Raw genomic sequence first — 25,357 nt, forward strand, 5'->3', positions numbered from 1 at the left:
CCGTCCCCCCGCCAGCTCCGGGTGACTCGGGCACGATCATTCGGCCGCGACGGCTTCCCCTCCCATCGGTGCTGCGCTCGTCCGCTTCTCCAGCAAGGGGAGAAGATATTTGCCGGTATAGCTGCGCGGCTCCTTCGCCACCGTCTCCGGCGTGCCCTGGGCGACGATCTCGCCGCCCTTCACACCGCCTTCGGGCCCAAGGTCGAGCACCCAGTCGGCCGTCTTGATGACGTCGAGATTATGCTCGATCACCACCACCGTATTGCCCTGCTCGACCAGCGCATGCAGCACTTCGAGCAATTTACGCACATCCTCGAAATGCAGGCCAGTGGTCGGCTCGTCGAGGATGTACAGCGTGTTACCCGTGGCGCGCCGCGCCAGTTCCTTGGCCAGCTTGACGCGCTGCGCCTCGCCGCCCGACAGGGTGGTCGCCTGCTGCCCGACCTTGACATAGCCCAGGCCGACTTCGGCGAGCATCGCCATCTTGTCGCGGATCGGCGGCACCGCCTTGAAGAACTCGACCGCGTCCTCGACCGTCGTGTCCAGCACGTCGGCGATGCTCTTGCCCTTGAACTTCACCTCCAGCGTCTCGCGATTGTAGCGCGCGCCGTGGCACACGTCGCACGTGACGTAGACGTCGGGCAGGAAGTGCATCTCGATCTTCAGCACGCCGTCGCCCTGGCATGCCTCGCACCGGCCACCCTTGACGTTGAAGCTGAACCGGCCGGGCTTGTAGCCGCGCGCCTGCGCCTCGGGCAGGCCGGCGAACCAATCGCGGATCGCGGTGAAGGCGCCGGTATAGGTCGCCGGGTTTGATCGCGGCGTGCGGCCGATCGGCGACTGGTCGATGTCGATGACCTTGTCGAGATGCTCGAGCCCGGTGATCTTGTCATGCTTGCCCGCCAGCACCCGGGCGCCGTTCAGCGTCCGCGCCGCGGCGGCATAGAGGGTGTCGATCGTGAAGCTCGACTTGCCCGATCCCGACACTCCGGTGATGCAGGTGAAGGTGCCCAGCGGGATGCTGGCGGTCACGCCGGTCAGGTTGTTGGCCGTCGCATTGTGGACCGTCAGCTTCTTGCCGGTACCCTTGCGGCGCTTGGCCGGAACGGGCACCTCGCGGGTGCCGTTGAGATAATCGGCGGTGACGCTGCCCTCGGTCGCAAGCACCTCGTCCAGCGTCCCCTGCGCCACGACCTGGCCGCCATGGACGCCCGCGCCCGGCCCCATGTCGATGACATAGTCGGCGGTGCGGATCGCATCCTCGTCATGCTCGACGACCAGCACGGTATTGCCCAGGTCGCGCAGCCGCCGCAGCGTGGCGAGCAGCATGTCATTGTCGCGCTGGTGCAGGCCGATCGACGGCTCGTCGAGCACGTACAGGACACCCGACAGGCCGGACCCGATCTGGCTGGCCAGCCGGATGCGCTGGCTCTCTCCGCCCGACAGCGTACCGCTGGTCCGGTTGAGATTGAGATAGTCGAGCCCGACATTGTTGAGGAAGCCGAGCCGCTCGTCGATCTCCTTCAGGATCGCGCGCGCGATCTCGCGCTGCTGATCGGTCAGATGCGCCGGCAGCGCCTTGAACCACTCAAGCGCATCGACCACCGACAGGCGGGTCGCATGGCTGATGTCCTCGCCGGCGACCTTCACCGCCAGCGCCTCGGGCTTCAGTCGCGCGCCATGGCAGGTCTCGCACGGATGCGCCGCCTGATATTTGCTCAGCTCCTCGCGCATCCAGGCGCTTTCGGTCTGAAGCATGCGGCGGTTAAGATTGCCGATGACGCCCTCGAACGGCTTGCGGACGTCGTAGCTCTTCTTGCCGTCGATGAAGGTCAGCGTGACCGGCTTGCCGCCGGTGCCGTGCAGGATGATCAGCTTCACCTCGCCCGGCAGGTCCTTCCACGGTGTCTCGAGGTTGAAGCCGAACTCGCGCGCCAGGCTGCCGAGCACCTGCATGTAATAGGGGCTGGGCGGGTTCGACTTGGCCCAGGGTACGATCGCGCCCTTCTTGATCGTCAGCTCATGGTTCGGGACGACCAGATCCTCGTCGAAGATCAGCTTCTCGCCCAGTCCGTCACAGGCCGGGCAGGCGCCCTGCGGCGCATTGAACGAGAAGAGCCGCGGCTCGATCTCGACGATCGTGAAGCCGCTGACCGGGCAGGCGAACTTCTCGGAAAAGACGATGCGGTTGTCGGGGATGCCCGCGCCCTTCATCGACCCCAGGCTGGTCGCGCCCTCGACCTGGAATTCCTGCCGCGCCTCGCGCACGCTGGATCCGGTCGTCTCGGCGACCGTGCCGTCGACCAGATCGACATAGGCCAGTCCTTCGGCCAGCTTCAGCGCCGTCTCGAAGCTTTCGGCGAGCCGGGTCGCGATGTCGCCGCCGACCACCAGTCGATCGACCACCACCTCGATGTCGTGCTTGTACTTCTTGTCGAGCGCCGGCGCTTCCTCGATCAGGTACATCTCGCCGTCGATGCGGACACGCTGGAAGCCTGCCTTCTGCCATTCGGCCAGTTCCTTGCGATACTCGCCCTTGCGGCCGCGCACGACCGGTGCGAGCAGCAGCAGCCGCGTTCCCTCGGGCAGGGCGAGGACCCGGTCGACCATCTGGCTGACCGTCTGCGCCGAGATCGGCAGGCCGGTCGCCGGGGAATAGGGAACGCCGACCCGCGCCCAGAGCAGGCGCATATAGTCGTAGATCTCGGTCACCGTCGCGACCGTCGAGCGCGGATTGCGCGACGTCGTCTTCTGCTCGATCGAGATCGCTGGCGACAGGCCCTCGATATGGTCGACATCGGGCTTCTGCATCAGCTCGAGAAACTGGCGGGCATAGGCCGACAGCGACTCGACATAGCGGCGCTGGCCTTCGGCATAGATGGTGTCGAACGCGAGCGACGACTTGCCGGAACCCGACAGGCCGGTGATCACCGTCAGCGTGTCGCGCGGGATGTCGATATCGACTCCCTTGAGATTATGCTCGCGCGCGCCGCGGACGGAAATGGTGGTGAGTGCCATGCCGGTAGTTCTATCTTTGTTCTGAAGGGAATGCCAGACTGGAGATAGGAACGGTGGACCCCGTTCGCCAGTTGCGTGATTTCCCGGGGATGCGGCGTTCGGGCGAGTCCGCGAATTCGGTTCGGCGGCGACGGGGTGAAGACTTCGACTGATCGATCTTCAGTCACAGTTCATCGGCGTGGGCTCTAGCTAGAGTGAAGCGGGCAGGAGAGAGGCGAGGGCGATGGTGCAAGGCAGAGGCAAGAGGCTGATCTTCGCATTCGGCGTCATGACGGCGGCGGTGGCGTTGTCGGCATGTACGCCGATCGACTATGGCTATGATTACGGCATGCCCGCGCTGCAGGCGGCGCCGTCATGGGCGGATCTTGCCAATTTCGACACCTATGAATGGATCGACCGCGCCGAGGCGATGAGCGACGCGATCGGCGAGTCGCCGCCCGACGCGACCTTCAATGTCTCGGACGGAGCGCCCTGGGCGTGGACGCTCGAGGACGGCTCGCTATTGCTGGTCGAACAGCGGGACGACGGCCTTCACAGCTATTATTTCGAGAGCGGATCCGATGCGCCGTTCCTGGTCCGCGATCCGGAGATGAGCTTCGGCTTCATCGAGGGGCAGGTCGCCGTCGTGTATGGTGCGGATGGCGAGGCAATGCCGCGCGATGTCGCCACGCCCTATCTGGTCGACGCCGTGCGCGGCTATGAGCGCGGGCGCCGATTGAAGCGTGACATGGCGCGGCGCGACCAGTGGCAGGACGTCCAGGTGAACAACTGGATCCTGTTCAGCCCCAGCCTGTGGGCCTGGAACGACGACTGGGTCTATGGTCGCGAACAGATCCCGCAATGGCGCAATTTCCGCCGCAATGCGCGCGCCATCGCGCATCGCGATCGCTGGCGGCAGGAGCGGATCCGTCGCGCCGAAATGTGGGAGCGCTTCGGGCGCTGGGGCCATGGCGGTTGGCGCGGTCCGCCCCCGGGCCGTTTCGTCCCGCCACCGCCCGGCACCACGCTTCCGGGCAGGCCGACGCGCCCACCGGGCCGGCCGGGCCGCCCCGGGCGCCCGCCGCTTCCGCCGCGCGTACCCGACGGCCAGCAGCCCGGAACGGTGCCCGCACTTCCGCCTGCCGATACCGGCGTGCGTCCGCCCGGCTGGGTGCGTCCCGACCGGCCGGGGCGTCCAGGCCGTCCCGTTCGGCCCGGCGAGCCTGATGGTCCCGACCGTCCTGACCGGCCCAATGCCGGTCCGGGGCAGCCTGGCCGTCCCGGGGGCTGGGTGCGTCCTGATCGTCCGGTCCGGCCGGATCGCCCGGGCTGGGGTGGCCCGCGCCCGACGCCGCGACCCGGACTGCCGCCGGGCCAGCCGGGGGTGCAGCCGCCAATGCCATCGGACACGCCGTCCGGGCCGCCGCCCGCCGCGTCGCCGCGTCCGGCGCCACAGCCCGGAATGCCGCGCCCGACGCGACCGCGCTTCGATCCGCGCGGCAGCGAGGGCGGTCCCGAACGCGCGCCGCGCCCGGACTTCAGTCGGCCTCGCGGCGGGATGAGCCCTGCACCGCGGCCCGGCTACCAGCCGCCGGCACGCCCTGCCCCGTCGGCGCAGCCCGCGCCGCCGCGCTATCAGGCGCCGCCCCCTCCGCCGCCGCCGCGGGCTGCACCTCCGCCGCCGCCCCCGCCACGGGCGGCACCGCCCCCGCCGCCGCGCGCTGCACCACAGCCGCGCCCGGCGCGGGTCGAGGGCAATACCCGCCGGTCCGATGATCGGTGACAGACATGCACAACCCCGGCCAAGTCGCGCCATGCGATGACGCCGGGGACGCGGGGATGAACGACGAACAGCCGGTCGCTTCGGGCCGAACCGCAATGCCAAGTGCGTCGAACGACCGCTGCGAAAGCGATGCGTTCGACGTCACCGTGGCTGAGTATCGCCGCGCGCTTGAGGTTGCGGTGGCGGACGGACGGCCTGAGGAGCCGCCGATCCTGCAATGGCTGCTCGCCAGCGCGCTGGAGCGGTGGCGGATCTATGCCGGCCTCATCGCCTTCGTCACCCTGTCGGTCATCCTCGTGCGCCGGGCCCAGACCGGATCGCTGATGACCGGCCTGCAATGGGGCGCCGGCGCGTTCATGCTGGCGATACCCGCCTTCATCCTGCTGGCGGCGATCATCGCGCTGGGGGGAATCGTCCATTACCGCCTGAGCTGGCGACATCTGCCTCGCGCCTATGCCCAGTGGAAGCGCCCGGGGCGACGTCGCGTTCAGTGGACCGATACCACGCTGATCGTATCGGGCAGCGAGGGCTTCGGCAGCTATGCCTGGCGCGACCTGCATGGCTGGATCGCGACCGATGCCGGGCTGATCCTCTACCTCGACCAATATGAGCCGCTGCCGATCCCTGCCGCCGCGCTCGGTGAGGGCAGGGGCGAGGCGCTCATCGCCCGGCTGACGGCGGCCGAGGTGCCGCAGGGCTGGCGCTACCGGACCGACGAACAGCGGGTGCTGGCGCGCGCCTTCCGCTAGACCCCGCGCGGCGGCTCCGGTTCAGAAATCCTCGCGCACCATGTCGATCTCGCGCACGCCGCGGCTGCGTCGCGCCGTGTTGACCAGGTCGCGCAGCGTCTCGCGCCGCGCCCGCGCCTGATCGACGTCGCGAATCACCAGGTCGCCGTCACGCGTGGTCTCGTCGGACGAGGCGATGGTGAGCGTGCCGATATCCGCCCATTGGTTGATCAGCGAAAAGTCGATGCGGACATCCTTCACGCGGTAGAGCTCGATCTCGTCGATCGACTTGGTGAAGATGCCCTTGTGCAGGATCAGCCGGTCGTCGGTCAGCTCATAGGTCGTCGACAGGTTCGCGATCCATTTCACCAGGATGATGACGAAGCCGACGAGCACCAGGCACAGCAGCAGCGTGCCCCATCCGGCAAGGCTGCCGCGCAGCCATCCCCAGGTTGAAGAGCGAAACCGGTCGATCACGTTCGGCATGCGCTGACTCCCTCGCTGCACCGACATCAGGATAGCGTGTGTGCCGGCCGCATCAACCATTGCGGGCCGTGGCGGCGCGCGCGGTCGCTCAGTCGCGCGGTGCCGGGTCGCCTGCGGCCACCACGATCGCCTTGACCTCGATCGTCTTGCCGTCGGCGAAGCTCAGCGTGATCGGCGCGCGCTCGCCCGCCTTCACCGCCGGGCCGATGTCGTACAGCATGACATGCTTGCCGCCCGGCGCGAACTCGACCGTGCCGCGCGCCGGCACCGGCACGTCCTTGACCGGCTGCATCGACATGGCGCCGCCCTTCATGCCGGCATGACCGTCGTGCGATGCCGCATCGCCGCCCGCCTTCATGGTCTCGTGCAGTTCGGCGCGCACCGCGAAGGGCGCCTTCACCGCCACCAGCGTCGTCGGCTCGCTGCCGCCGCGAATCGTGAAATAGGCGGCGCCGGGGTTGCCGGAGACCGCGGGCAGCCGCACCCAGGCGCCGTCAGCCTTGGTCTCGACCGGTTGCTGCTGGCAGGCTGCCAGCATCGTCAGGGCGACAAGGCCCGCAAAAGCACGCATTTCCACGCTCTCCCAATCCGTGAAACGCCCTAGATGTGCGTCCGCCTTGCGGCAAGCGTAAGCCCACCTATATCGACCTCCGGTTAGCGCCTGCGCCGCCTCTTCTGGGACGCGGGCCGGGTTTGAATTGCAATTCGTAGTGAGGGGCCAACGAGGGACCATGGCTAAAGTAATCGGTATTGATCTCGGCACGACCAACTCGTGCGTTGCGGTGATGGAGGGCGGCAAGCCCAAGGTCATCGAGAATGCGGAGGGTGCACGCACCACGCCGTCGATCGTCGCGTTCGCCAAGGATGGCGAGCGTCTGATCGGCCAGCCGGCCAAGCGCCAGGCGGTGACGAACCCCGACAACACCATCTTCGCGGTGAAGCGCCTGATCGGCCGTCGCTTCGACGATCCTGTGACCAAGAAGGACACCGAATTGGTGCCCTACACCATCGCGCGCGGCTCCAATGGCGATGCCTGGGTCACGGCGGGCGGCGAGGATTATTCGCCCAGCCAGATCTCGGCCTTCATCCTGCAGAAGATGAAGGAAACCGCCGAGAGCTATCTTGGCGAGACGGTCACCCAGGCGGTGATCACCGTTCCCGCATATTTCAACGACGCGCAGCGCCAGGCGACCAAGGACGCCGGCAAGATCGCTGGGCTCGAGGTGCTTCGCATCATCAACGAGCCGACCGCGGCCGCGCTCGCCTATGGCCTCGAGAAGAATGACGGCAAGACCATTGCCGTCTACGACCTCGGCGGCGGCACGTTCGACATCTCGGTCCTCGAGATCGGCGACGGCGTGTTCGAAGTGAAGGCGACCAACGGCGACACCTTCCTGGGTGGCGAGGACTTCGACTCGAAGATCGTCCAGTTCCTGGCCGACGAGTTCAAGAAGGCAGAGGGTATCGACCTCACCAAGGACAAGCTGGCTCTGCAGCGCCTCAAGGAAGCTGCCGAAAAGGCGAAGATCGAGCTGTCGTCGGCGCAGAGCACCGAGGTGAACCTGCCCTTCATCACTGCCGACGCCAATGGGCCGAAGCATCTGGTGAAGACGCTGACCCGCGCCGAACTGGAGCGTCTGGTCGAGGATCTGGTCCAGCGCACGCTCGAACCGTGCCGCAAGGCGCTGGCCGATGCCGGCGTGAAGTCCGCCCAGATCGACGAAGTCGTGCTGGTCGGCGGCATGACCCGCATGCCGCGCGTCCGTCAGGTCGTGAAGGACTTCTTCGGCAAGGAGCCGCACACCGGCGTGAACCCCGATGAGGTCGTCGCGATCGGTGCGGCGGTCCAGGCCGGCGTGCTCCAGGGCGACGTCAAGGACGTGCTGTTGCTCGACGTGACCCCGCTGTCGCTGGGCATCGAGACGCTGGGCGGCGTGTTCACCCGCATGATCGACCGCAACACGACGATCCCGACCAAGAAGTCGCAGACCTATTCGACTGCCGATGACAATCAGCAGGCGGTGACGATCCGCGTCTTCCAGGGCGAGCGCGAAATGGCGGCGGACAACAAGATGCTGGGCCAGTTCGACCTGGTCGGCATCCCGCCGGCGCCGCGCGGCGTGCCGCAGATCGAGGTCACGTTCGACATCGACGCCAACGGCATCGTCAACGTGTCGGCGCGCGACAAGGGCACCGGCAAGGAACAGCAGATCCGCATCCAGGCCTCGGGAGGCCTCAGCGACTCGGACATCGAATCGATGGTCCGCGACGCCGAGCAGTTCGCCGAGGAGGACAAGAAGCGTCGCGCCACGGCCGAGGCCCGCAACAACGCGGACAGCCTCGTCCACACCACCGAGCGTCAGCTCCAGGAGAATGGCGACAAGGTCGACGCCGCGCTGAAGGCGGAGATCGAGGCGGCAATCGCCGAGACCAAGACTGCGATCGAGGGCGGTGACGCCGACGACATGCAGGCCAAGGCGCAGAACCTCGCCCAGGTGGCGATGAAGCTGGGCCAGGCGATCTATGAGAAGCAGCAGCAGGCCGAGGCTTCGCCTTCGGCAGAGGGTGCTTCCTCGGCGGCCGGCGGCGAAGACGTTGTCGACGCCGAGTTCTCCGAGGTGGACGACCACAAGGCGTAAGCCATGGATTTTCCGCGTCACTCCGGCTGTTGCCGGAACCCGGGGGAGGACGGCGTATCGGTCCTCCTCCCGGGCCCCGGCTTCGGCCGGGGTGACGGCGGAAGTGTTGCGGGGCGGGTATGACCACCGAAGTCGATTTCTACGAATTGCTCGAAGTCGAGCGTACTGCGGACGAGGCGACGCTGAAGTCCGCCTATCGCAAGCTCGCGATCAAATATCACCCGGACAAGAATGCCGGGTGCAGGGATCACGAGGCCAAGTTCAAGGCTATCAACGAGGCCTATGACTGTCTGAAGGATCCCCAGAAGCGTGCGGCCTATGACCGGTTCGGGCACGCGGCCTATACCAAGGGCATGGGCGGGGGCGGAGCCGGCGGATTCCATGGCGGCGGCCAGGATTTCGGCGGTTTCAGCGACATTTTCGAAAGCGTCTTCGGCGAATTCATGGGTGGCCGCGGCGGCCAGCGCCAGCAGCGGCGCGGCGCGGATCTGCGCTACGACATGGAGATCAGCCTCGAGGACGCGTTCCACGGCAAGCAGACCGAGATCACGATCGACGTCTCCGCGCCCTGCGACGGCTGCGACGGGTCCGGCGCGACGCCGGGCACCCAGGCCAAGTCGTGCACCCAGTGCAACGGCCATGGCAAGGTGCGTGCCCAGCAGGGCTTCTTCATGGTCGAGCGGACCTGCCCGGCCTGTCACGGCCAGGGCGAGGTGATCCAGGATCCGTGCGCGCGCTGCCGCGGCGACGGTCGGATCGACAAGACCAAGACGCTCAGCATCAACGTGCCCCCCGGCGTCGACGACGGCACCCGCATCCGCCTGAGCGGCGAGGGTGAGGCAGGCCAGCGCGGCGCGCCTCCGGGCGACCTGTACATTTTCCTCCACGTCGCCAAGCATGCGCTGTTCGAGCGCGAAGGCACGACGCTTCATGCGCGCGCGCCGATCAGCTTCACCACCGCTGCGCTGGGCGGCGAGATCGAGATTCCCGATCCATCGGGCACGCGCCACACGATCCGCATCGCGCCCGGCACGCAGAGCGGCCGCGAGGTTCGTCAGCGTGGCGCGGGCATGCCGGTCCTCCAGGGCCGCGGCCGCGGCGACCTGGTCGTTCATATCGAGGTCGAGATGCCGACCCGGCTGACCGCCCGCCAGCGCGAATTGCTCGAGGAGTTCCGCGCGACCGAGACGGGTGACGAATGTCCCGAAGCGACCGGCTTCTTTGCCAAGCTCAAGCAGGCATTGGGCTGATTTCCTTTTTTTTAGGGGCGTTTCCAGTGGAAGCGCCCCTTTTTCCATGTCCCGACCCGCAGCGTTCGTTTCACTGAACGAACGCTGTCGATTGAGTTCAGACTCCGCTCAATCCGAATCGCCTAATTCCTCCTCACACACGGCGAAGACGCCGAAAAATTCAGAGGAGAAAAACCCATGCGAAAGATCCTTCTCGGCCTCACGGCCCTCGCAGTCGCAGTTCCCTCGGTCTCGATCGCGACCCCGGCCTCAGCGCAGAATTACGGTCGCTACGAGCGCGACTATCGCGATGGCCGCTATGATCGTCATTATGACCGCCGCGGCTATTATAACGGTCCGTCGTGGCGCGGCCGTGACGGCCGCCAATATTGCCGCCGTTCGGACGGAACGACCGGTCTTCTGGTCGGCGCGGTCGGCGGTGCCCTGGTCGGTCGCACGATCGATACCCGCGGTGACCGTACCGTCGGCACCGTTCTCGGCGGCGTCCTTGGCGCCCTTGCCGGCCGCGAGATCGAACGCGGCAGCAGCGGTGGTCGCCGCTGCCGCTAAGTCAGGCTCCCTGGCCTGAACGGGAAGGGCCCGGTCGTCTCCAGCGACCGGGCCCTTTCTCGTTTCAGGCCCGTCAGACGACAAGTCGGGTTCGAGCGATGCCCTTCAGTTGCAGGAGGGCAAGGGCCGCGACCGCACTGGCCTGCGCCAGAACGAAGGTCGTGCCGAGCGCATTGGGGGCGATGACGGCGCACAGCGCGGCGCTTGCCGCGACCCATGCCAGATTGATCCAGGCCACCGCCCGTGTCGGAACGGTGGACTCGCCGAGCCGGTGGGCTGCCCACAGGACGAACGCCGCGAAAGGAATGAGGATCAGTCCCGCGTCGAACAGGATGGCGCGAGGAATGTCGAGCACCCCGGCTAGTGGCGTGGCGGCGGCAAGCAACAAGCCGCCCATGGCAAAGCAGGTGATCGCGTCGAGAACGAGGATCCGATGAGTAAACTGGGTCTGGGTCATGTCGCATCTCCTCAGTGACGATGCCTGATCATCGCCAACGACCGCGCCGCGTCGATTACCCGGGGGGTAATGGGCGGCGCCCCGGCAAGCGGCTAGACCTCGGCTGGAGGAGACGGCGATGAAAACCATGCTAGGCGACCAGATCAGGCATTGGCGACGGCATCGGCGGATGAGCCAGATGGCACTTGCGCTGGAGGCCGAGATGTCCACCCGGCATCTCAGCTTCATCGAAACCGGACGCAGCCAGCCGAGCCGTGAGATGGTGCTGCGCCTTGCAGCGACGCTTGATGTTCCGCTCAGGGGGCGCAACGCCTTGCTGCTGGCCGCGGGCTATGCCCCGCTCCATGCCGAGCGGTCGCTCGACGATCCGCAATTGGCCGGCGCCCGGCGCGCCATCGACCTGGTGCTGAAGGGGCATGAGCCCTATCCGGCGCTTGCGATCGATCGCCACTGGACGCTGATTGCCGCCAACGCCGCGCTATCCAGGTTGATCGGTGCGGCGGCGCTCCATCTGCTTCAGCCGCCGGTCAATGTCCTGCGCCTGAGCCTCCATCCCGAGGGGCTGGCACCGGCGATCCGCAATCTCGGCGAATGGCGCGGCCACTTGCTCGAACGGCTTCGGCGACAAATTGCCGCGACTGCTGATCCATCGCTCGAGATGCTACTCGCAGAACTCTCGGCCTATCCGACGCGCGAGGGCGCCGGCACGACCGATGCGCTGGCCGGCGTCGTCGTGCCGCTGCGCCTGGCGACGCCTGCGGGCGATCTCGATTTCATCAGTACCACCACCGTCTTCGGAACGCCGCTTGACGTGACGCTCGATGAACTGGCGATCGAGGCTTTCTACCCGGCTGATGACCGCACCGCCGAACGGCTTCGGATGGCGGCCTGACGCTCTCTCCGTTCAGCCCAGTAGCCGCTTCAGTGCCGATGCGATGCTGGCGCGCGTATAGGGCTTCTGGATCACCCCCGCCTCGGCGTGGTCGTCGGGCAGCTTCAGCTGCTCGCCATAGCCGGTCGCGAAGATATAGGGGATACCCGCGTTACGCAGCGCGTCGGCGATCGGCAGGCTGGTCTCTTCGCCCAGATTGACGTCCAGCAGCGCGACCTGGAACGTGTCGCGGGCGATCTCGTCCAGTGCGGTAGCGATGCTGGCGGCGGTCACGACGCGAGTCGCGCCGATCTGCGCCAGGATATCCTCGGCATCCATCGCGATGATCAGGCTGTCCTCGACCAGCAGCGCGACGCCCGAAAGCACAGCCGCTTCCGGTTGGCCAGCCGCGGCCGGGGCGGCCGCAGGTGCAAGCGACCGCGGCGTTTCGTCGAAGGCGATGTGGCGCGAGGGGATGCAGAAATGCGCCTGGACACCGGTCAGCGGATAGCGAACCTCCGCAAGACCGCCCAGGTCATAGGGGATCGAGCGCTGGATGATCGTCGTGCCGAAGCCTTGCCGCTTGGGCGGCTGGACCGCGGGTCCGCCCCGTTCGCGCCAGTCGATCAGCAGGCTGCCATCCTCGTCCAGTCGCCATTCGACCGAAATCGACCCGCTGTCGCTGAGCGCGCCATATTTGGCCGAGTTGGTCATCAGCTCGTGCAGCACAAGCGCGACCGTGGAAAAGGCGTGCGGGTGCAACAGCACCGGCTCGCCATCGGCACGCAGCCGCCCGGCCTTGCCGGAGAGGTAGGCGGCGGCTTCGGTCTCAATTAGACGTGCCAGCGGTGCCGGGGACCAATTGTCCTGCGTGATCTGGTCGTGTGCACGCGCCAGACTCTCGATCCGGCCTTCCAGCAGGTTGATGATCTCGCCGGCATCGCCGTCCGGATTGCGCGACTGGCGCACGAGGCCGCGAATCAGGCTCAGGATGTTGCGCACGCGGTGGTTCAGTTCCGCGATCAGCAGCTCCTGCCGCTCGGAAAAGCGCCTGCGCTCTTCCTGGGCGTCGTCGGACAGGCGCAGCACCACCTCGATCAGCGAGGCGCGCAGCATCTCGGCGACGCGGACCTCGGCCTCCAGGAACGGCTCCGAGCGGCCGCGTACTTCCTGGCTCCAGGTTTCGAAGCTGTTGCGTGGCGTGAGCCGCGGACCGTTGGGGCCAAGGATCGCAGGCTTGTGCGGATCGCCCGCCCATTTGACGGTGCGAATCCGTTCCTGACGGAACAGGAGCACATAGTCGCGCGGCGACCGAGAGATCGGGATCGCCAGCAGGCCGGCGGCGACATCGTCATATTCCGCGGCCTGCGGGATGGTGCCCGCAATATGGTCGGTGGCGTAGATCCGTCCCGCCGCCATCGCGTTCAGTCGGCGCACGAGCAGCGGGAAGGCGTCGGGCGGCGGGGTCATCCCCGACCGTGCCAGCCGTCCGTCGATCCAGATACCGATGCCGTCGCACGGCACTGTTTCGCGCAGCGACGATCCCAGCCATTCGGGATTGTCGAGCAGGCTTGAGTCCTTGGCGACCGCGGCGAGCAGTCGGTCGGAATTGGCGCGGGCGCGCTGTTCATAGCCCGCCATTTCCTTGCGCTCGCGGCTTTCCAGCTTCAGCCCGAACATCTGGCCGAAGAGTTCGGCAATGCTGCGCCGCTCGAAGCCGGGACAACGGGCGCCCGAATAATGATGGCAGGCGAACAGGCCCCACAGCCGCCCCTCGACGATGATCGAGATCGACATCGACGCGCCGACACCCATGTTGCGCAGGTATTCGATATGGATCGGTGACACCGACCGCAGCACCGACAGCGACAGGTCGATCGGCGCGCCCGTCTCGTCCAGCCGCGGCAGGATCGGCACGGGCGCGGCCTCGACATCGGCGATGATCCGAAACGGTGTCCGCAGATAGAGCTTGCGGGCCTGTTGGGGGATGTCGCTGGCCGGATAGCGCAAGTCGAGGAAACTGCCGATGCCGGCACGCGCAGCCTCGGCGACCACCACGCCCGAACCGTCCTGGTCGAAGCGATAGACCATCACCCGGTCGAACCCGGTAAGCGCGCGCACCTGGCGTGCACCCTCGCGATAGAAGGCAGTCCCGTCGCTCGTCTCGTCCAGCCGACCCATCATCGCGCGGATCGCGCTCGCCGCGTCGGACGCGCCTTCCTCCTGGCTCGGTTCCCCCTCCACGACGATCGCGTCGCCGATCATATGAACCGCGAAGTCGAATCGCCGGCCGTCGGGCAGATGCAGTCCGAACAGCCGTTCAATGGCGTCGGGGCCGCGAAGCATCGTCAGGCGATTGCGGATGGCGTGGGTGACCTGGTCGCCCAGATAAGCGGTCGCATGCGTGCCAAGCGCATCGTCCGCCGAGATGCCCAGAAACTGTTCGAGATTTGCCGAAGCGCGACGAACCAGCCAGTCGGTCGATAGGGCGATCAGGAAGCCGAACGACTGAACGGCGCCAAGTTCGTGAATCGGTTCGCGGTCGCAATTGGTCAGATCGACATCGAATTCGCCTTGCGCCAAACCCTTATCCCTCCAACCAGCGCTCGCCCGAGCGCTCAAACGCGGCAAAGGCCTCCAGGGCTGCGCCAATCGCGGACTTCATAGTTGCCGCGTCGTACAGGATTGAATCCAGCCGATCCAGCAATTTGCGCCAGTTTCCAGCTACTTGATCTGCATCAAGATAAGCGCGCGGGAACGCTTCGGGGACGCGCCGCGCGAGGAACTTTCCACCCAGTCGCGACCCCTCCAAAACATAGAGCGCGCCGGCCAGTTGTGCGTCGCTGAGCGGCGCCGGCTGCTCCTCGCCCGTCGATGTCGGAACGGCTTCGCCAAGCGCGTCGAGATCCTGGCGGATCGCGCCACTGCGTCGGCGCGCCGGCCAGTCCTCGATCAGCCGCTCGGCGCCGCCGGCATCCAGCGCAGCCTCGATCGGCAGAAACGCTTCCGCATGCGCACGCAGAAACGCGGCATAGCCCGTCCGGTCGGCAAGGTCATATTGCCCGAATGTGGCATCGACGCGCTCGTGCGCGGATGAGGTTGCGTCGCGCAGCGCGCAGTGAGCGGATGTCATGCGGGGGGACGATAGATCACGGAAATCACGCCGCATAAATGATCGTTGGGCCGAAACCGTTCCGTGACGGCGGGATGGGGCACCCCTTCGCTGGTGTGCAATGGGCGCCCCGTCGCATCATGCAAAGACGCGGTCGAAGATCGTGTCGACATGCTTGAAATGATAGTCGAGGTCGAACCGCGCCTCGATCTCCTCGGGGGAGAGCGCCGCGGTCACTTCCTCGTCTGCCTTGAGCAGTTCGAGCAGCGACAATTGCCCGTCCGATTCCCACACCTTCATCGCGTTGCGCTGGACCAGGCGATAGCTGTCCTCGCGGCTCACACCCGCCTGGGTCAGCGCCAGCAGCACGCGCTGCGAGTGGACCAGCCCGCCCATCCGGTCGAGATTCTTTTGCATCCGCTCGGGATAGACGAGCAGCTTGTCGATCACTCCGGTCAGCCGCGCCAGCGCGAAGTCGAGCGTGATCGTCGCGTCGGGACCGATATAGCGCTCGACTGACGAGTGGCTGATGTCGCGCTCGTGCCACAGGGCGACATTCTCCATTGCGGGGATGGTCGCGCTGCGCACCATGCGGGCCAGGCCGGTCAGATTCTCGGTCAGCACCGGGTTGCGCTTGTGCGGCATCGCCGACGAGCCCTTCTGGCCGGGCGAGAAATATTCCTCGGCTTCCAGCACCTCGGTGCGCTGCAGGTGGCGAACCTCGACCGCCAGCCGCTCGATCGAGCTGGCGATCACACCGAGCGTGGCGAAGAACATCGCGTGGCGATCGCGCGGGATCACCTGGGTCGATACCGGCTCGACCGACAGGCCCAGCTTCTGCGCGACATGCGCTTCCACCCGCGGATCGATATTGGCGAAGGTGCCGACCGCACCGGAGATCGCACAGGTCGCGATGTCGGCACGCGCGGCGACCAGCCGCTCGCGGTTGCGCTTGAACTCGGCATAGGCCTCGGCAAGCTTCAGGCCGAAGGTCACCGGCTCCGCATGGATGCCGTGGCTGCGGCCGATCGTCGGGGTCAGCTTATGCTCCAGCGCCCGGCGCTTCAGCACCTCGAGCAGTGCGTCGAGATCGGCGAGCAGGATGTCACTGGCGCGCGCCAGCTGGACCGCCAGGCAGGTGTCGAGCACGTCGGAGCTGGTCATGCCCTGGTGCATGAACCGCGCCTCGTCGCCGACATTCTCCGCCACCCAGGTCAGAAACGCGATCACGTCATGCTTGGTCACTGCCTCGATCGCGTCGATCGCGGCGACGTCGATCGCCGGCTTGGTGTTCCACCAGGTCCACAGCGCCTTTGCGGCGCTTTCAGGCACGACGCCCAGTTCGGCGAGCGCGTCGGTCGCATGCGCCTCGATCTCGAACCAGATGCTGAAGCGGGTCTCGGGGGACCAGATCGCGGTCATTTCCGGACGCGAATAGCGGGGAACCATTGGCGGGCCTTTCGGTAAGTTGGCGGTTCGTCGCGCTCCCGTACCGGTGCGCGGTTCGGCCGCCCCCTAACAAGGACGAGCCGGCTGGGAAACAGGGAACGGCAGGCTTATCGTCCTGGTTCGACACTGCGGCAGGGGTAATGGGCATGCGTCGGGGTAGGCGCATGTGAGCTACGGGAGCATATCATGTTGAAATCCATTCTGACCGCGTCGGCGCTTGTCATGGCCGTTCCTGCGTTTGCGCAGTCGACCGAGCCGGCCGACACGGCGGCACCCGCTCAGCAACAGGCGCCGACCGCACCTGCCGAGCAGACTGCGCCCGCGGATGTCGCGACGCCCGCGCCGGGCGCGGACGCTGCTGCAACCACGCAGCCGGCACCATCCGAGCCATCGGCTGTTGAAGATACCGCGGCAGCCCCGCCCGAACATTCGGACGGCGATCACAAGAAGAAGCGCAAGCCGCGCTGACCGGTCGATCCTAGGATCACCATTGCGGCCGCCGGAATCCTCCGGCGGCCGCATTCATTTTCAGGACTGACGCCGTGACCTGAATGTCACAGGCCAAGCCAAATGCGACGAAATGAAGGCATCTGACGACGAGGTGACTATAGCCTTGAAACCTACGAGATCGTGAATAGTTGATAGTTCGAGCATTCATTGATCCCCACCGAACGGCGGCGTGATCTATTTAATTAGTCGCGAAAGGAATTAGGAAATGCTGAAGTATATTCTTCTTGCAACTAGTGTCGCAATTGCTTCACCGGCGCTGGCTCAGGATGCGCCTGCTGCCGATACTGCTGCGCCGACTCAGGATGCGCAGACGACGACTTCGACTGCACCTGCTCAGGACGTGACGGGTCAGCAGGCCCCGGCGCAGACCGCTCAGCCGGCAACCCCGCAGCAGCCGACCCAGCCGGCGACCGAAACGGCGCAGCCCAGCCAGCCGGCACAGCCGGGTTCGCAGCCTGCACAATCGGCCCAGGCGCAGCCCGCACAGGGCCCCGCGACCAGTCAGGATCAGGTCGCTCAGGTGGTGAATGCCGAATTCGCGAAGTTCGATGCCGACAAGAACGGCACGCTCGACAAGACCGAGTTCGCCACCTGGATGAACGAACTGCGCAAGGCGTCGGATGCGAGCTTCCAGGCCGAGGCCCCGGCCAACCAGCAGTGGCTGACCCAGGCCTTCGCTCAGGCGGACTCGGACAAGAATGCGACGGTGACGAATACCGAGCTGACCGCATTCCTGACCCCGAAGACCAGCGGGTCCTAATGTCGCAGCCCTGACGGGGTAACGACTTTCTCCGATGCGGCCGCCGGATCTCCCCCGGCGGCCGCATTCTTTATAGGGGCATCGTCTGCGATCGCTCAGATCAGGCCCTGCGCCCTCAGGCTCGCATGGCCGTTGCGGCCGATCACGATATGGTCGTGCAGCGCGATGTTCAGCAGTTTCGCGGCGGCCGCGACTGCGCGGGTAATGTCGATATCGGCGCGGCTGGGGGAGGGGTCGCCCGATGGGTGGTTGTGCACCAGGATCAGTGCTGCCGATCCCAGCTCGAGTGCGCGCCGGATCACCTCGCGGACATAGACGGGTGCTTCGTCGACCGAACCCTCGTTCATCAGTTCGTCGCGGATCAGCATATTGCGTGAATTGAGATGCAGCACGCGTACGCGCTCGATCGTGTGATGCGCCATGTCCGCCCGCAGATAGTCCAGCAGCGCCTGCCAGTTCGACAGGATCGGCTGCTCCTTCACCTCCGCGCGCAACAGTCGCAGGGCGGTCGCCTGCGCTGCCTTCAGCGCCGCGACGCTGGTTTCCCCCATACCCTCGATCCGCGCGATCGCCTGCGCATCCGCCGTGAACAGCCCGCCAATGCCGCCAAATTCCTGCAACAGGCGCTTGGCAAGCGGCTTGGTGTCGCGGCGCGGAATGGCCAGAGCCAGAAGATACTCGACCAGTTCATGGTCGAGCAGCGCGTCCGGTCCGCCCTCGAATAGTCGCTGGCGCAGGCGCGCGCGATGGCCATTATTATCTGAGGCGTCGGACATGAGTCGGATGTATCTCAGCTTTTCCGGTTCGTCATGCGCTCGTCGCTGCGGGCAGGGCCGGCACCCGGTCGTACGGGGCATGCGCTGTTGACTCGGCCTTCACCCCTTCCTAAAGCGCGCGTGCCTTGGCGGGCTCGCCGCTTGGCGCATGCGCTTGGCCCGTGCCGGAAACGGCTTGTGGAGAAGTGAAATGGCCGAGAACGAGCCCGGATCGGAACCCCTTCAGGAGGATGCCCGCCTCAACTCGCTCGATGCGAGACTGCGGCAGGCAAAGTCGGACGAAGCGGTCAGGACCGGCGAGGCACGGGGCAAGGGCGACGACGGATACCGTCTCGGCAACCGCGTGCTGGCGGAACTGATTGGGGGAATGGTCGGAGGGGCCGTGGTCGGCGGTGCGCTCGACTATTGGCTGGGAACCTCGCCATGGCTCCTGCTGGTGCTGCTTTTCCTCGGAATCGCCAGTGCTTTCAGGAACATCATCAGGATTTCAAACCAGCGCTCGAAGTAACCTTCGGGCGCTTTGGTTACAGGACGGAACGGATCGCACGTGGCTGCTGAATCAGGCAAGATCGACCCGATGCACCAGTTCGAGGTGCAGACGATCTGGGACGGCTTCTCCATTGCCGGCCATCAGATCGCCTTCACCAATTCGGCGCTGTGGATGGTCGCGGCCGTCATCGTGCTGTGGGCCTTCATGCTGGGTGGCATGAAGCGGCAGCAGGTGCCGGGTCGCTGGCAGATGCTGGTCGAGAACTTCACCGGCTTCGTCGTGAAGCTGGTCGACGACAATATCGGCCATGGCGGACGCAAGTACGTCCCCTACATCTTCTCGCTGTTCATGTTCATCCTGTTCGCCAACCTGCTCGGCCTGCTGCCGCTGGGCATCCTCGGCGTCCACCCCTTCACCTTCACCAGCCATTTCACCGTCACCGGTGCGCTGGCGATCATGAGCTTTTCGATCGTCCTGATCGTCGGCTTCTGGAAGCATGGCCTGCACTTCTTCAGCCTGTTCGTGCCCAAGGGCACGCCGCTGCCGATGGTGCTGATCATCTTCCCGATCGAGCTGGTGTCGTTCCTCTTCCGCCCGTTCAGCCTCGGCCTGCGACTCTTCGTCGCGATGATCGCCGGGCACATCCTTCTCAAGGTGCTGGCGGGCTTCGTCATCAACTCGGCCAATGCCAGCCCGATCTGGGGCGGCGTGGTCGGCGTTCCCAGCTTCGTGCTGATGGTCGGCGTTTCCGCACTTGAAGTGCTGGTCGCCGGTATCCAGGCCTATGTCTTTGCACTGCTGACGTCGCTGTACATCCACGACGCCGAGCATCTGCACTGAGTTTCCAGATTATCTACCAACCGAAATACACGCAGGAGTGAATTGAAATGGACGCAGAAGCAGCAAAGCTGATCGGTGCAGGTCTCGCGGCAATCGGCGCCGGCATGGCTGCCATCGGTGTGGGCAATGTCTTCGGCTCGTTCCTCGAGGGCGCGCTGCGCAATCCGGGCGCGGCTGACGGCCAGCAGGGCCGCCTGTTCATCGGCTTCGCGGCCGCCGAGCTTCTCGGTCTGCTCGCGTTCGTCGTCGCGATGATCCTGATCTTCGTCGCCTAACATTCTCCGTTCGGGCCGGGCTTGTCCCGGCCCGCATCGAGACAGGATAGAAATGCCTCAGATCTCACAGCTCGCCGAGACGTTCGCGTCGCAGCTCTTCTGGCTGCTGCTGACGTTCGGCATCGTCTTCTTCGTCATTGGCCGGGGCATGGCGCCCAAGGTCCAGGCAACGGTGGATCAGCGCGACAAGACCGTCGCCGACGATCTGGCCGCCGCCGAAGCCGCCCGCGCTGCCGCCGATGCGCAGGAAGAAGCGTGGCGCGTTCGCGAGAATGCGGCGCGCGAAGCTGCCCAGAAGCGCGTGGCCGAGGGCCGGGCGACCGGTGCGGCTGCAAGCGAGAAGACGCTTGCCGCGGCCAATGCGCAGATCGAGGCAAAGGTGGCGGCTGCCGAGGCACAGATTGCGGACGCAAGCGCCGCCGCTGCCGCGCAGATCGAAACCGTCGCAGCCGAAGCCGCTCAGGACATCGTCGCCCGCCTCGCCGGAACGACCGTGACCGCAGCCGAGGCGCAGCAGGCAGTGAAGGCGGTGCTCCATGGCTAATCCGCAGGTTGCGGCCGATACGGTCGCGCAGAATCTGAGCGAGGCCAAGAAGGGCGAGGGCATGCCCGTACCTGACACCGGAGCGCACGCCGTCACGATTCAGCATGGTGGCCCGAGCGAGGAGCATCCCGATCCGTCGGTGTTCGGTCTCGATGCGACCGTCTGGGTCTCGATCGCGATGGCGGTGTTCATCGGCATCCTGATCTGGAAGAAGGTGCCGGGTCTGATCACCCGCGGGCTTGACGGCCAGATCGCGGCGATCCGTGCGCGGCTCGACGAAGCCAAGGCGCTGCGCGCCGAAGCCGAGGCGCTGCGCGACGAATATGCGAAGAAGATCGCCGGCGCCGAGGCCGAGGCCCAGGCGATGCTGCAGCATGCCGACCAGGAAGCTGCAGCGCTGATCGCCAAGGCGGAAGCCGATGCGCAGGACCTGACCGCACGCCGCGCCAAGATGGCCGAGGACAAGATCGCCGCTGCCGAACGTACGGCGATTGCCGAGGTCCGTGCCCGCGCTGCCGACGCGGCGACCCGCGCTGCCGCGGCGATCATCGCCGAGAAGCATGGCGCGGCCGCCGACAAGGCGCTGGTCGATCGAACCATTGCCGGGCTCGGTCGGATCAACTGATCCTCCGATCCGCTTCGGCGGGCCTGGAAAAAAAGGGGCGAGACGGGATGCCGTCTCGCCCCTTTTTCGTTGGCTCATGCCACCGAGGATAGGGATCTGCCGGAAAAGTCGCTGCGGCGCTGGCCGTGGGGCGCGTCCATGCCTAAATCAGCCGGGCATGTCCGATCCCAATTCCCCCAATCGATTCAATGAGGAAAAGGCGACCTACGCGGTGCGCGGCAGCGAGACACCCGATCTCGACGCCGGCGTCGCCGCGATTCGCAATGTGCTGAAGACGCTGCCGGCGCGTCCCGGCGTCTATCGCATGCAGGATGCTCGCGGCGACGTTCTCTATGTCGGCAAGGCGCGTGCGCTGAAGAACCGGGTTAACAACTACACCCAAGTCCAGCGCCTGTCGAAGCGGCTTCAGCGCATGGTGGCGCAGACGCGCGGCATGACGATCGTCACCACCAACAGCGAGGCCGAGGCGCTGCTGCTCGAGGCTCAGCTGATCAAGCGCTATCGCCCGCCCTACAATGTCCTGCTGCGCGACGACAAAAGCTTCCCCTTCATTCTGCTGCGCCGCGATCATGAATATCCACGCGTCCAGCTCCATCGCGGCGCGCGGCGAGCGAAGGGCGACTATTTCGGTCCGTTCGCCGGGGCAGGGCAGGTGCGCAAGACGCTCAACGCGCTGCAGAAGCTTTTCCTGCTGCGCTCCTGCACCGACGGCTTCTTCGCGACGCGCGACCGACCGTGCCTGCTGTACCAGATCCGCCGCTGTTCGGCGCCGTGCGTCGGTCGCATCGATCCGGCCGGCTATGACGAGCTGATGCAGGACGCGCGAGATTTCCTCCAGGGCAAGTCGACCAAGGTCCAGGCCAAGCTGGGCGAGGCGATGCAGACTGCCGCGGAGCAACTCGATTTCGAGCAGGCCGCGGTGCTGCGCGACCGTCTGAAGGCGCTCACCTTCATCCAGGGCAGCCAGGCGATCAACGCCGAGGGCGTCGGCGACGCCGATATCTTCGCGCTCGCCTGCAAGAGCGGGACGATGGGCATCCAGGCCTTCTTCATCCGCGGCGGCCAGAATTGGGGGCATCGCAGTTTCTTTCCCGCGCACACCAACGACGTGCCCGAGGACGAGGTGTTCTCCGCCTTCCTGATGCAATTCTATGAAGAGGTGCCGCCGCCGCGCACGATCTTCGTCGACCGCGACCTGGAGGATGCGAAGCTGCTCGCCGAGGCGCTGGCCGAACGGGCAGGGCACAAGGTGGCGATCGGCGTTCCCCAGCGCGGCCCGCGCCGCCGCCTGCTCGACCAGGCCAAGCGCAACGCAGTCGAGGCGCTCGACCGGCGTCTGGCCGAGGGCACGACCCAGGCACGACTGCTGGCCGAGGTCGCCGACCTGTTCGAACTGCCCGAGCCGCCGCAGCGGATCGAGATCTATGACAACAGTCATATCCAGGGCACCAATGCGCTGGGGGCGATGGTCGTTGCCGGGCCCGAGGGCTTCATCAAGAACCAGTATCGCAAGTTCAACATCAAGCGTGCCGAGACCGTCCCCGGCGACGATTACGGCATGATGCGCGAGGTGTTCGAGCGCCGCTTCAGCCGCGCGCAGAGCGAGGATCCCGACCGGACCCAGGGCGACTGGCCGGATCTCGTGCTGATCGACGGTGGCCGCGGCCAGCTCAACGCGGTCATGGGCGTGCTCGAGACTCTCGGGATCGAGGATGTCTGCCTGGTCGGCGTCGCCAAGGGGCCGGATCATGGCCGCGAGGGGCGCGAGGTGTTCCACCTGATGGACGGCCGCGAAATCACCCTGCCGGTCAACTCGCCGGTGCTGTTCTATCTCCAGCGGCTGCGCGACGAGGTGCACCGCTTCGCGATCGGCGCGCACCGGGCGAAGCGGACCAAGGCGATCGGCGCCAGCCCGCTGGACGAGGTGCCGGGCATCGGCCCGGCGCGCAAGAAGGCGCTGCTGATGCATTTCGGCACCGCCCGCGCCGTCCGCGCCGCCAGCCTGGAGGACCTGCAGCGCGCACCCGGCGTGTCGAAGGCGATGGCGCAGCAACTGCATGACTTCTTCCATGCCCGCTGATCCGAGAGGAGCCCGGATGATGTCGCCGCGGATCGACGAGGATTATGCGCGTTACGGTATCAAGCCGTAACGCCACCGGCACGCACAAGGCAGCTTCCGTTCCCTTCCCGTTCCTGTATGAAGGCGCGGCATGCTGACCGCGCTTTCCATTCGCGACGTTGTGCTGATCGAGGCGCTCGACCTCGAATTCGGCGAGGGACTGGGCGTGCTGACCGGTGAGACCGGCGCCGGCAAGTCGATCCTGCTCGACGCGCTCGGCCTGGCACTCGGCGCACGCGGAGAGAGCAGCCTGGTCCGCCAGGGTGCGACCCAGGCAGTCGTCACCGCCAGTTTCGACCTGCCCTCGACCGGCGCCGTTGCCGAGCTGATGGCCGAGAACGGACTGGACTTCGACGCCGGCGAGCCGCTGATCGTCCGCCGCATCGTCAAGGCGGATGGCGGCAGCCGCGCCTTCGTCAACGACCAGCCGGCATCGGCCGGGCTGCTGCGCGACCTGGGCGTCCATCTGGTCGAGATCCATGGCCAGCATGACGATCGTGGCCTGCTGAATCCGCGCGGCCACCGCGCGCTGCTCGACAGTTTCGCGCGCGCCGATACCGGTGCGGTTGCGGCTGCCCATCGCGCGTGGCGCGATGCGCAGGAGGCGCTGGCGGTTGCCCGGGCCGAGCAGGACACGGCCGAGCGCGATCGCGAATGGCTGGAACATGCCGTTGCCGAACTGCGCGCGCTGGCGCCCGAGGCGGGCGAGGAGGAACTACTGGCCGATCGCCGCGCGACGATGCAGCGTGGGGAGAAGATCGCGGGCGAGCTTCAGGGGATCGCCGAACTGCTCGAGGGATCAGACGGCGCACTTGCCCGGCTGCGTCAGGCGGCGCGAATTCTGGAACGCGTATCCGACGATCATGAGACACTTGCCGAAGCGCTGGCCGCGGTCGACCGCGCGCTGAACGAGGCGAGCGAGGCGCAGGACGCGGTCGATCGTACCGCCGAGGCGCTTGCCTTCGATCCCAATGCGCTGGAGGCGGACGAGGCGCGCCTGTTCGAATTGCGCGGGGTGGCGCGCAAGCACCGGGTCCAGCCCGACGATCTGGCTGCGCTCGCCGAGGAACTGGGCGCGAAGCTCGACCGGCTTGAGAGCGGTGGCGCGGGCATCGCCAAACTGGAGGCGGCGGTCCGCCAGTCGCATGCCGCCTATCTCGACGCGGCGCGGGCGCTGTCCGACCATCGTCGCCAGGCCGCGGTCCGGCTCGATGCCGCGGTCGAGGCCGAATTGCGCCCGCTCAAGCTCGACGCCGCGCGCTTCCGCACCATGATCGAGCCGATGGCCGAGGCGCAGTGGAGCGCCGCCGGCATGGACCGGATCGAGTTCGAGGTATCGACCAATCCCGGCGCACCCTTCGCCCCGCTGATGAAGATCGCATCGGGCGGCGAACTGTCGCGCTTCATCCTGGCGATGAAGGTCGCGCTGGCCGAGGAAGGCGGCGCCCGCACGCTGATCTTCGACGAGATCGATCGCGGCGTCGGCGGTGCGGTCGCCAGCGCGATCGGCGATCGCCTCGCGCGCCTGGCCGGCACTGCGCAGTTGCTGGTCGTGACGCACAGCCCCCAGGTCGCCGCCCGCGGCACCCGCCACCTGCTGATCGCGAAGAGCCATGACGGTTTCGTCACCCGCACCGGCGTCACCCCGCTCGACCCCGCCCAGCGCCGCGAGGAAATCGCCCGCATGCTGTCGGGCGCCCAGATCACCGAAGAAGCCCGCGCCCAGGCGAAGCGACTGATCGAACCTGCCTAATCTCCTCGCCGGGAGCCTGCGGCTCCGGGGGCAAGGGGATCTCACCCGATCAGCTTCCCCAGCGCTTCGAGATATGCCGCGAACGCCGCGCGCCCCGACGGCGTGATCCGCGCTCGGGTCAGCGGCTTGCGTCCGGCAAAGCTCTTCTCGATCTCGATATAGCCGGCATCCTCCAGCTTGCGCAGATGGACCGACAAATTACCCTGCGTCGCCTGGAGCAGCGCCTTCAGCTCGTTGAAGTCGGCGGCCTCGGCATCGGCCAGATAGGCCATGATCCCCAGGCGCATGCGCCCGTGGATCACGTCGTCGATCTGACCGATATCGAAAGCGGACATGGCCGGGGT

Annotated in this window: 24 protein-coding genes; 15 read left to right on the forward strand and 9 right to left on the reverse strand. The window is 66.5% G+C overall.

Annotation, left to right across the window (positions count from 1 at the left end; translation table 11 throughout):
• Window positions 1–36 precede the first annotated feature (36 nt).
• Window positions 37–3,018, reverse strand: a complete 2,982-nt coding sequence (gene uvrA / locus ACZ1H8_RS13640) for an excinuclease ABC subunit UvrA (RefSeq protein ID WP_465177716.1) — start codon at window positions 3,016–3,018, stop codon at window positions 37–39.
• 223 nt (window positions 3,019–3,241) lie between these two features.
• Here uvrA and ACZ1H8_RS13645 point away from each other — a divergent pair, with 223 nt between their 5' ends.
• On the forward strand, window positions 3,242–4,780 hold the full coding sequence (locus ACZ1H8_RS13645) for a hypothetical protein (protein ID WP_465177717.1): 1,539 nt from the start codon (window positions 3,242–3,244) through the stop codon (window positions 4,778–4,780).
• Window positions 4,781–4,836: 56 nt separating this feature from the next.
• Window positions 4,837–5,529 (forward strand): YcxB family protein, encoded by a 693-nt coding sequence (locus ACZ1H8_RS13650; protein WP_465177718.1) that lies wholly within the window; start codon window positions 4,837–4,839, stop codon window positions 5,527–5,529.
• Window positions 5,530–5,550: 21 nt separating this feature from the next.
• On the opposite strand, the gene ACZ1H8_RS13655 is transcribed toward ACZ1H8_RS13650, so the two are convergent.
• Window positions 5,551–5,994 (reverse strand): PH domain-containing protein, encoded by a 444-nt coding sequence (locus ACZ1H8_RS13655; protein WP_465177719.1) that lies wholly within the window; start codon window positions 5,992–5,994, stop codon window positions 5,551–5,553.
• 88 nt (window positions 5,995–6,082) lie between these two features.
• Entirely contained in the window at window positions 6,083–6,565 is a 483-nt protein-coding gene (locus tag ACZ1H8_RS13660; protein WP_465177720.1) for a copper chaperone PCu(A)C, read from the reverse strand.
• A gap of 160 nt (window positions 6,566–6,725) precedes the next feature.
• Between ACZ1H8_RS13660 and dnaK the strand changes: the two genes are divergently transcribed.
• The 3 genes from dnaK to ACZ1H8_RS13675 all read left to right on the forward strand — a co-directional run bounded on the left by dnaK (window position 6,726) and on the right by ACZ1H8_RS13675 (window position 10,432).
• Window positions 6,726–8,633 (forward strand): molecular chaperone DnaK, encoded by a 1,908-nt coding sequence (gene dnaK, locus ACZ1H8_RS13665; RefSeq protein ID WP_465177721.1) that lies wholly within the window; start codon window positions 6,726–6,728, stop codon window positions 8,631–8,633.
• 119 nt (window positions 8,634–8,752) lie between these two features.
• The gene (gene dnaJ, locus ACZ1H8_RS13670; protein WP_465177722.1) at window positions 8,753–9,883 is read left to right on the forward strand and encodes a molecular chaperone DnaJ; all 1,131 of its coding nucleotides are present in this window, start codon (window positions 8,753–8,755) and stop codon (window positions 9,881–9,883) included.
• 177 nt (window positions 9,884–10,060) lie between these two features.
• Window positions 10,061–10,432 (forward strand): glycine zipper 2TM domain-containing protein, encoded by a 372-nt coding sequence (locus ACZ1H8_RS13675; RefSeq protein WP_465177723.1) that lies wholly within the window; start codon window positions 10,061–10,063, stop codon window positions 10,430–10,432.
• A gap of 73 nt (window positions 10,433–10,505) precedes the next feature.
• Here ACZ1H8_RS13675 and ACZ1H8_RS13680 read toward each other — a convergent pair whose 3' ends face one another.
• Window positions 10,506–10,889 carry a hypothetical protein gene (locus ACZ1H8_RS13680; protein ID WP_465177724.1) on the reverse strand — a complete coding sequence of 128 codons (384 nt, stop codon included), beginning with the start codon at window positions 10,887–10,889 and terminating at the stop codon, window positions 10,506–10,508.
• Window positions 10,890–11,007: 118 nt separating this feature from the next.
• Between ACZ1H8_RS13680 and ACZ1H8_RS13685 the strand changes: the two genes are divergently transcribed.
• A complete protein-coding gene (locus ACZ1H8_RS13685) occupies window positions 11,008–11,781 on the forward strand; it encodes an MmyB family transcriptional regulator (protein ID WP_465177725.1) in 774 nt (257 codons plus the stop codon).
• A gap of 12 nt (window positions 11,782–11,793) precedes the next feature.
• Here ACZ1H8_RS13685 and ACZ1H8_RS13690 read toward each other — a convergent pair whose 3' ends face one another.
• The 3 genes from ACZ1H8_RS13690 to purB form a co-directional block, all read right to left on the reverse strand.
• Window positions 11,794–14,343, reverse strand: a complete 2,550-nt coding sequence (locus ACZ1H8_RS13690) for an HWE histidine kinase domain-containing protein (protein ID WP_465177726.1) — start codon at window positions 14,341–14,343, stop codon at window positions 11,794–11,796.
• Window positions 14,344–14,347: 4 nt separating this feature from the next.
• A complete protein-coding gene (locus tag ACZ1H8_RS13695) occupies window positions 14,348–14,929 on the reverse strand; it encodes a biliverdin-producing heme oxygenase (RefSeq protein WP_465177727.1) in 582 nt (193 codons plus the stop codon).
• A gap of 81 nt (window positions 14,930–15,010) precedes the next feature.
• Window positions 15,011–16,321 carry an adenylosuccinate lyase gene (gene purB, locus ACZ1H8_RS13700; RefSeq protein ID WP_465177728.1) on the reverse strand — a complete coding sequence of 437 codons (1,311 nt, stop codon included), beginning with the start codon at window positions 16,319–16,321 and terminating at the stop codon, window positions 15,011–15,013.
• Window positions 16,322–16,507: 186 nt separating this feature from the next.
• Between purB and ACZ1H8_RS13705 the strand changes: the two genes are divergently transcribed.
• Together ACZ1H8_RS13705 and ACZ1H8_RS13710 are read left to right on the forward strand one after the other, a co-directional pair.
• Window positions 16,508–16,789 (forward strand): hypothetical protein, encoded by a 282-nt coding sequence (locus ACZ1H8_RS13705; RefSeq protein ID WP_465177729.1) that lies wholly within the window; start codon window positions 16,508–16,510, stop codon window positions 16,787–16,789.
• Between the two features lie 247 nt (window positions 16,790–17,036).
• On the forward strand, window positions 17,037–17,591 hold the full coding sequence (locus ACZ1H8_RS13710; protein WP_465177730.1) for an EF-hand domain-containing protein: 555 nt from the start codon (window positions 17,037–17,039) through the stop codon (window positions 17,589–17,591).
• Window positions 17,592–17,686: 95 nt separating this feature from the next.
• Here the strand turns inward: ACZ1H8_RS13710 and radC are convergent, their stop codons facing one another.
• Window positions 17,687–18,367, reverse strand: a complete 681-nt coding sequence (gene radC / locus ACZ1H8_RS13715; protein WP_465177731.1) for a RadC family protein — start codon at window positions 18,365–18,367, stop codon at window positions 17,687–17,689.
• Window positions 18,368–18,557: 190 nt separating this feature from the next.
• Between radC and ACZ1H8_RS13720 the strand changes: the two genes are divergently transcribed.
• The 7 genes from ACZ1H8_RS13720 to recN all read left to right on the forward strand — a co-directional run bounded on the left by ACZ1H8_RS13720 (window position 18,558) and on the right by recN (window position 25,013).
• Entirely contained in the window at window positions 18,558–18,875 is a 318-nt protein-coding gene (locus ACZ1H8_RS13720) for an AtpZ/AtpI family protein (protein ID WP_110151778.1), read from the forward strand.
• A 39-nt stretch (window positions 18,876–18,914) separates the two neighbouring features.
• Window positions 18,915–19,697 carry a F0F1 ATP synthase subunit A gene (locus ACZ1H8_RS13725; RefSeq protein WP_181402009.1) on the forward strand — a complete coding sequence of 261 codons (783 nt, stop codon included), beginning with the start codon at window positions 18,915–18,917 and terminating at the stop codon, window positions 19,695–19,697.
• 47 nt (window positions 19,698–19,744) lie between these two features.
• Window positions 19,745–19,972 carry a F0F1 ATP synthase subunit C gene (locus tag ACZ1H8_RS13730; protein ID WP_044330387.1) on the forward strand — a complete coding sequence of 76 codons (228 nt, stop codon included), beginning with the start codon at window positions 19,745–19,747 and terminating at the stop codon, window positions 19,970–19,972.
• A gap of 52 nt (window positions 19,973–20,024) precedes the next feature.
• Window positions 20,025–20,516: a F0F1 ATP synthase subunit B family protein gene (locus tag ACZ1H8_RS13735; RefSeq protein ID WP_465177732.1), complete on the forward strand. Its 492-nt coding sequence runs from the start codon at window positions 20,025–20,027 to the stop codon at window positions 20,514–20,516.
• On the forward strand, window positions 20,509–21,141 hold the full coding sequence (locus ACZ1H8_RS13740) for a F0F1 ATP synthase subunit B family protein (RefSeq protein WP_465177733.1): 633 nt from the start codon (window positions 20,509–20,511) through the stop codon (window positions 21,139–21,141). Before ACZ1H8_RS13735 ends, ACZ1H8_RS13740 begins: the two co-directional genes overlap by 8 nt.
• Before the next feature lie 157 nt (window positions 21,142–21,298).
• On the forward strand, window positions 21,299–23,221 hold the full coding sequence (gene uvrC / locus ACZ1H8_RS13745) for an excinuclease ABC subunit UvrC (protein WP_465177735.1): 1,923 nt from the start codon (window positions 21,299–21,301) through the stop codon (window positions 23,219–23,221).
• Window positions 23,222–23,351: 130 nt separating this feature from the next.
• Window positions 23,352–25,013, forward strand: coding sequence for a DNA repair protein RecN (gene recN, locus ACZ1H8_RS13750; protein WP_465177736.1), 1,662 nt, complete (start codon window positions 23,352–23,354; stop codon window positions 25,011–25,013).
• Between the two features lie 41 nt (window positions 25,014–25,054).
• On the opposite strand, the gene ACZ1H8_RS13755 is transcribed toward recN, so the two are convergent.
• Window positions 25,055–25,348, reverse strand: coding sequence for a winged helix-turn-helix domain-containing protein (locus ACZ1H8_RS13755; protein WP_110151791.1), 294 nt, complete (start codon window positions 25,346–25,348; stop codon window positions 25,055–25,057).
• Between the last annotated feature and the right edge of the window lie 9 nt (window positions 25,349–25,357).

This window comes from Sphingomonas sp. BL-S-25 (genome assembly GCF_055521555.1).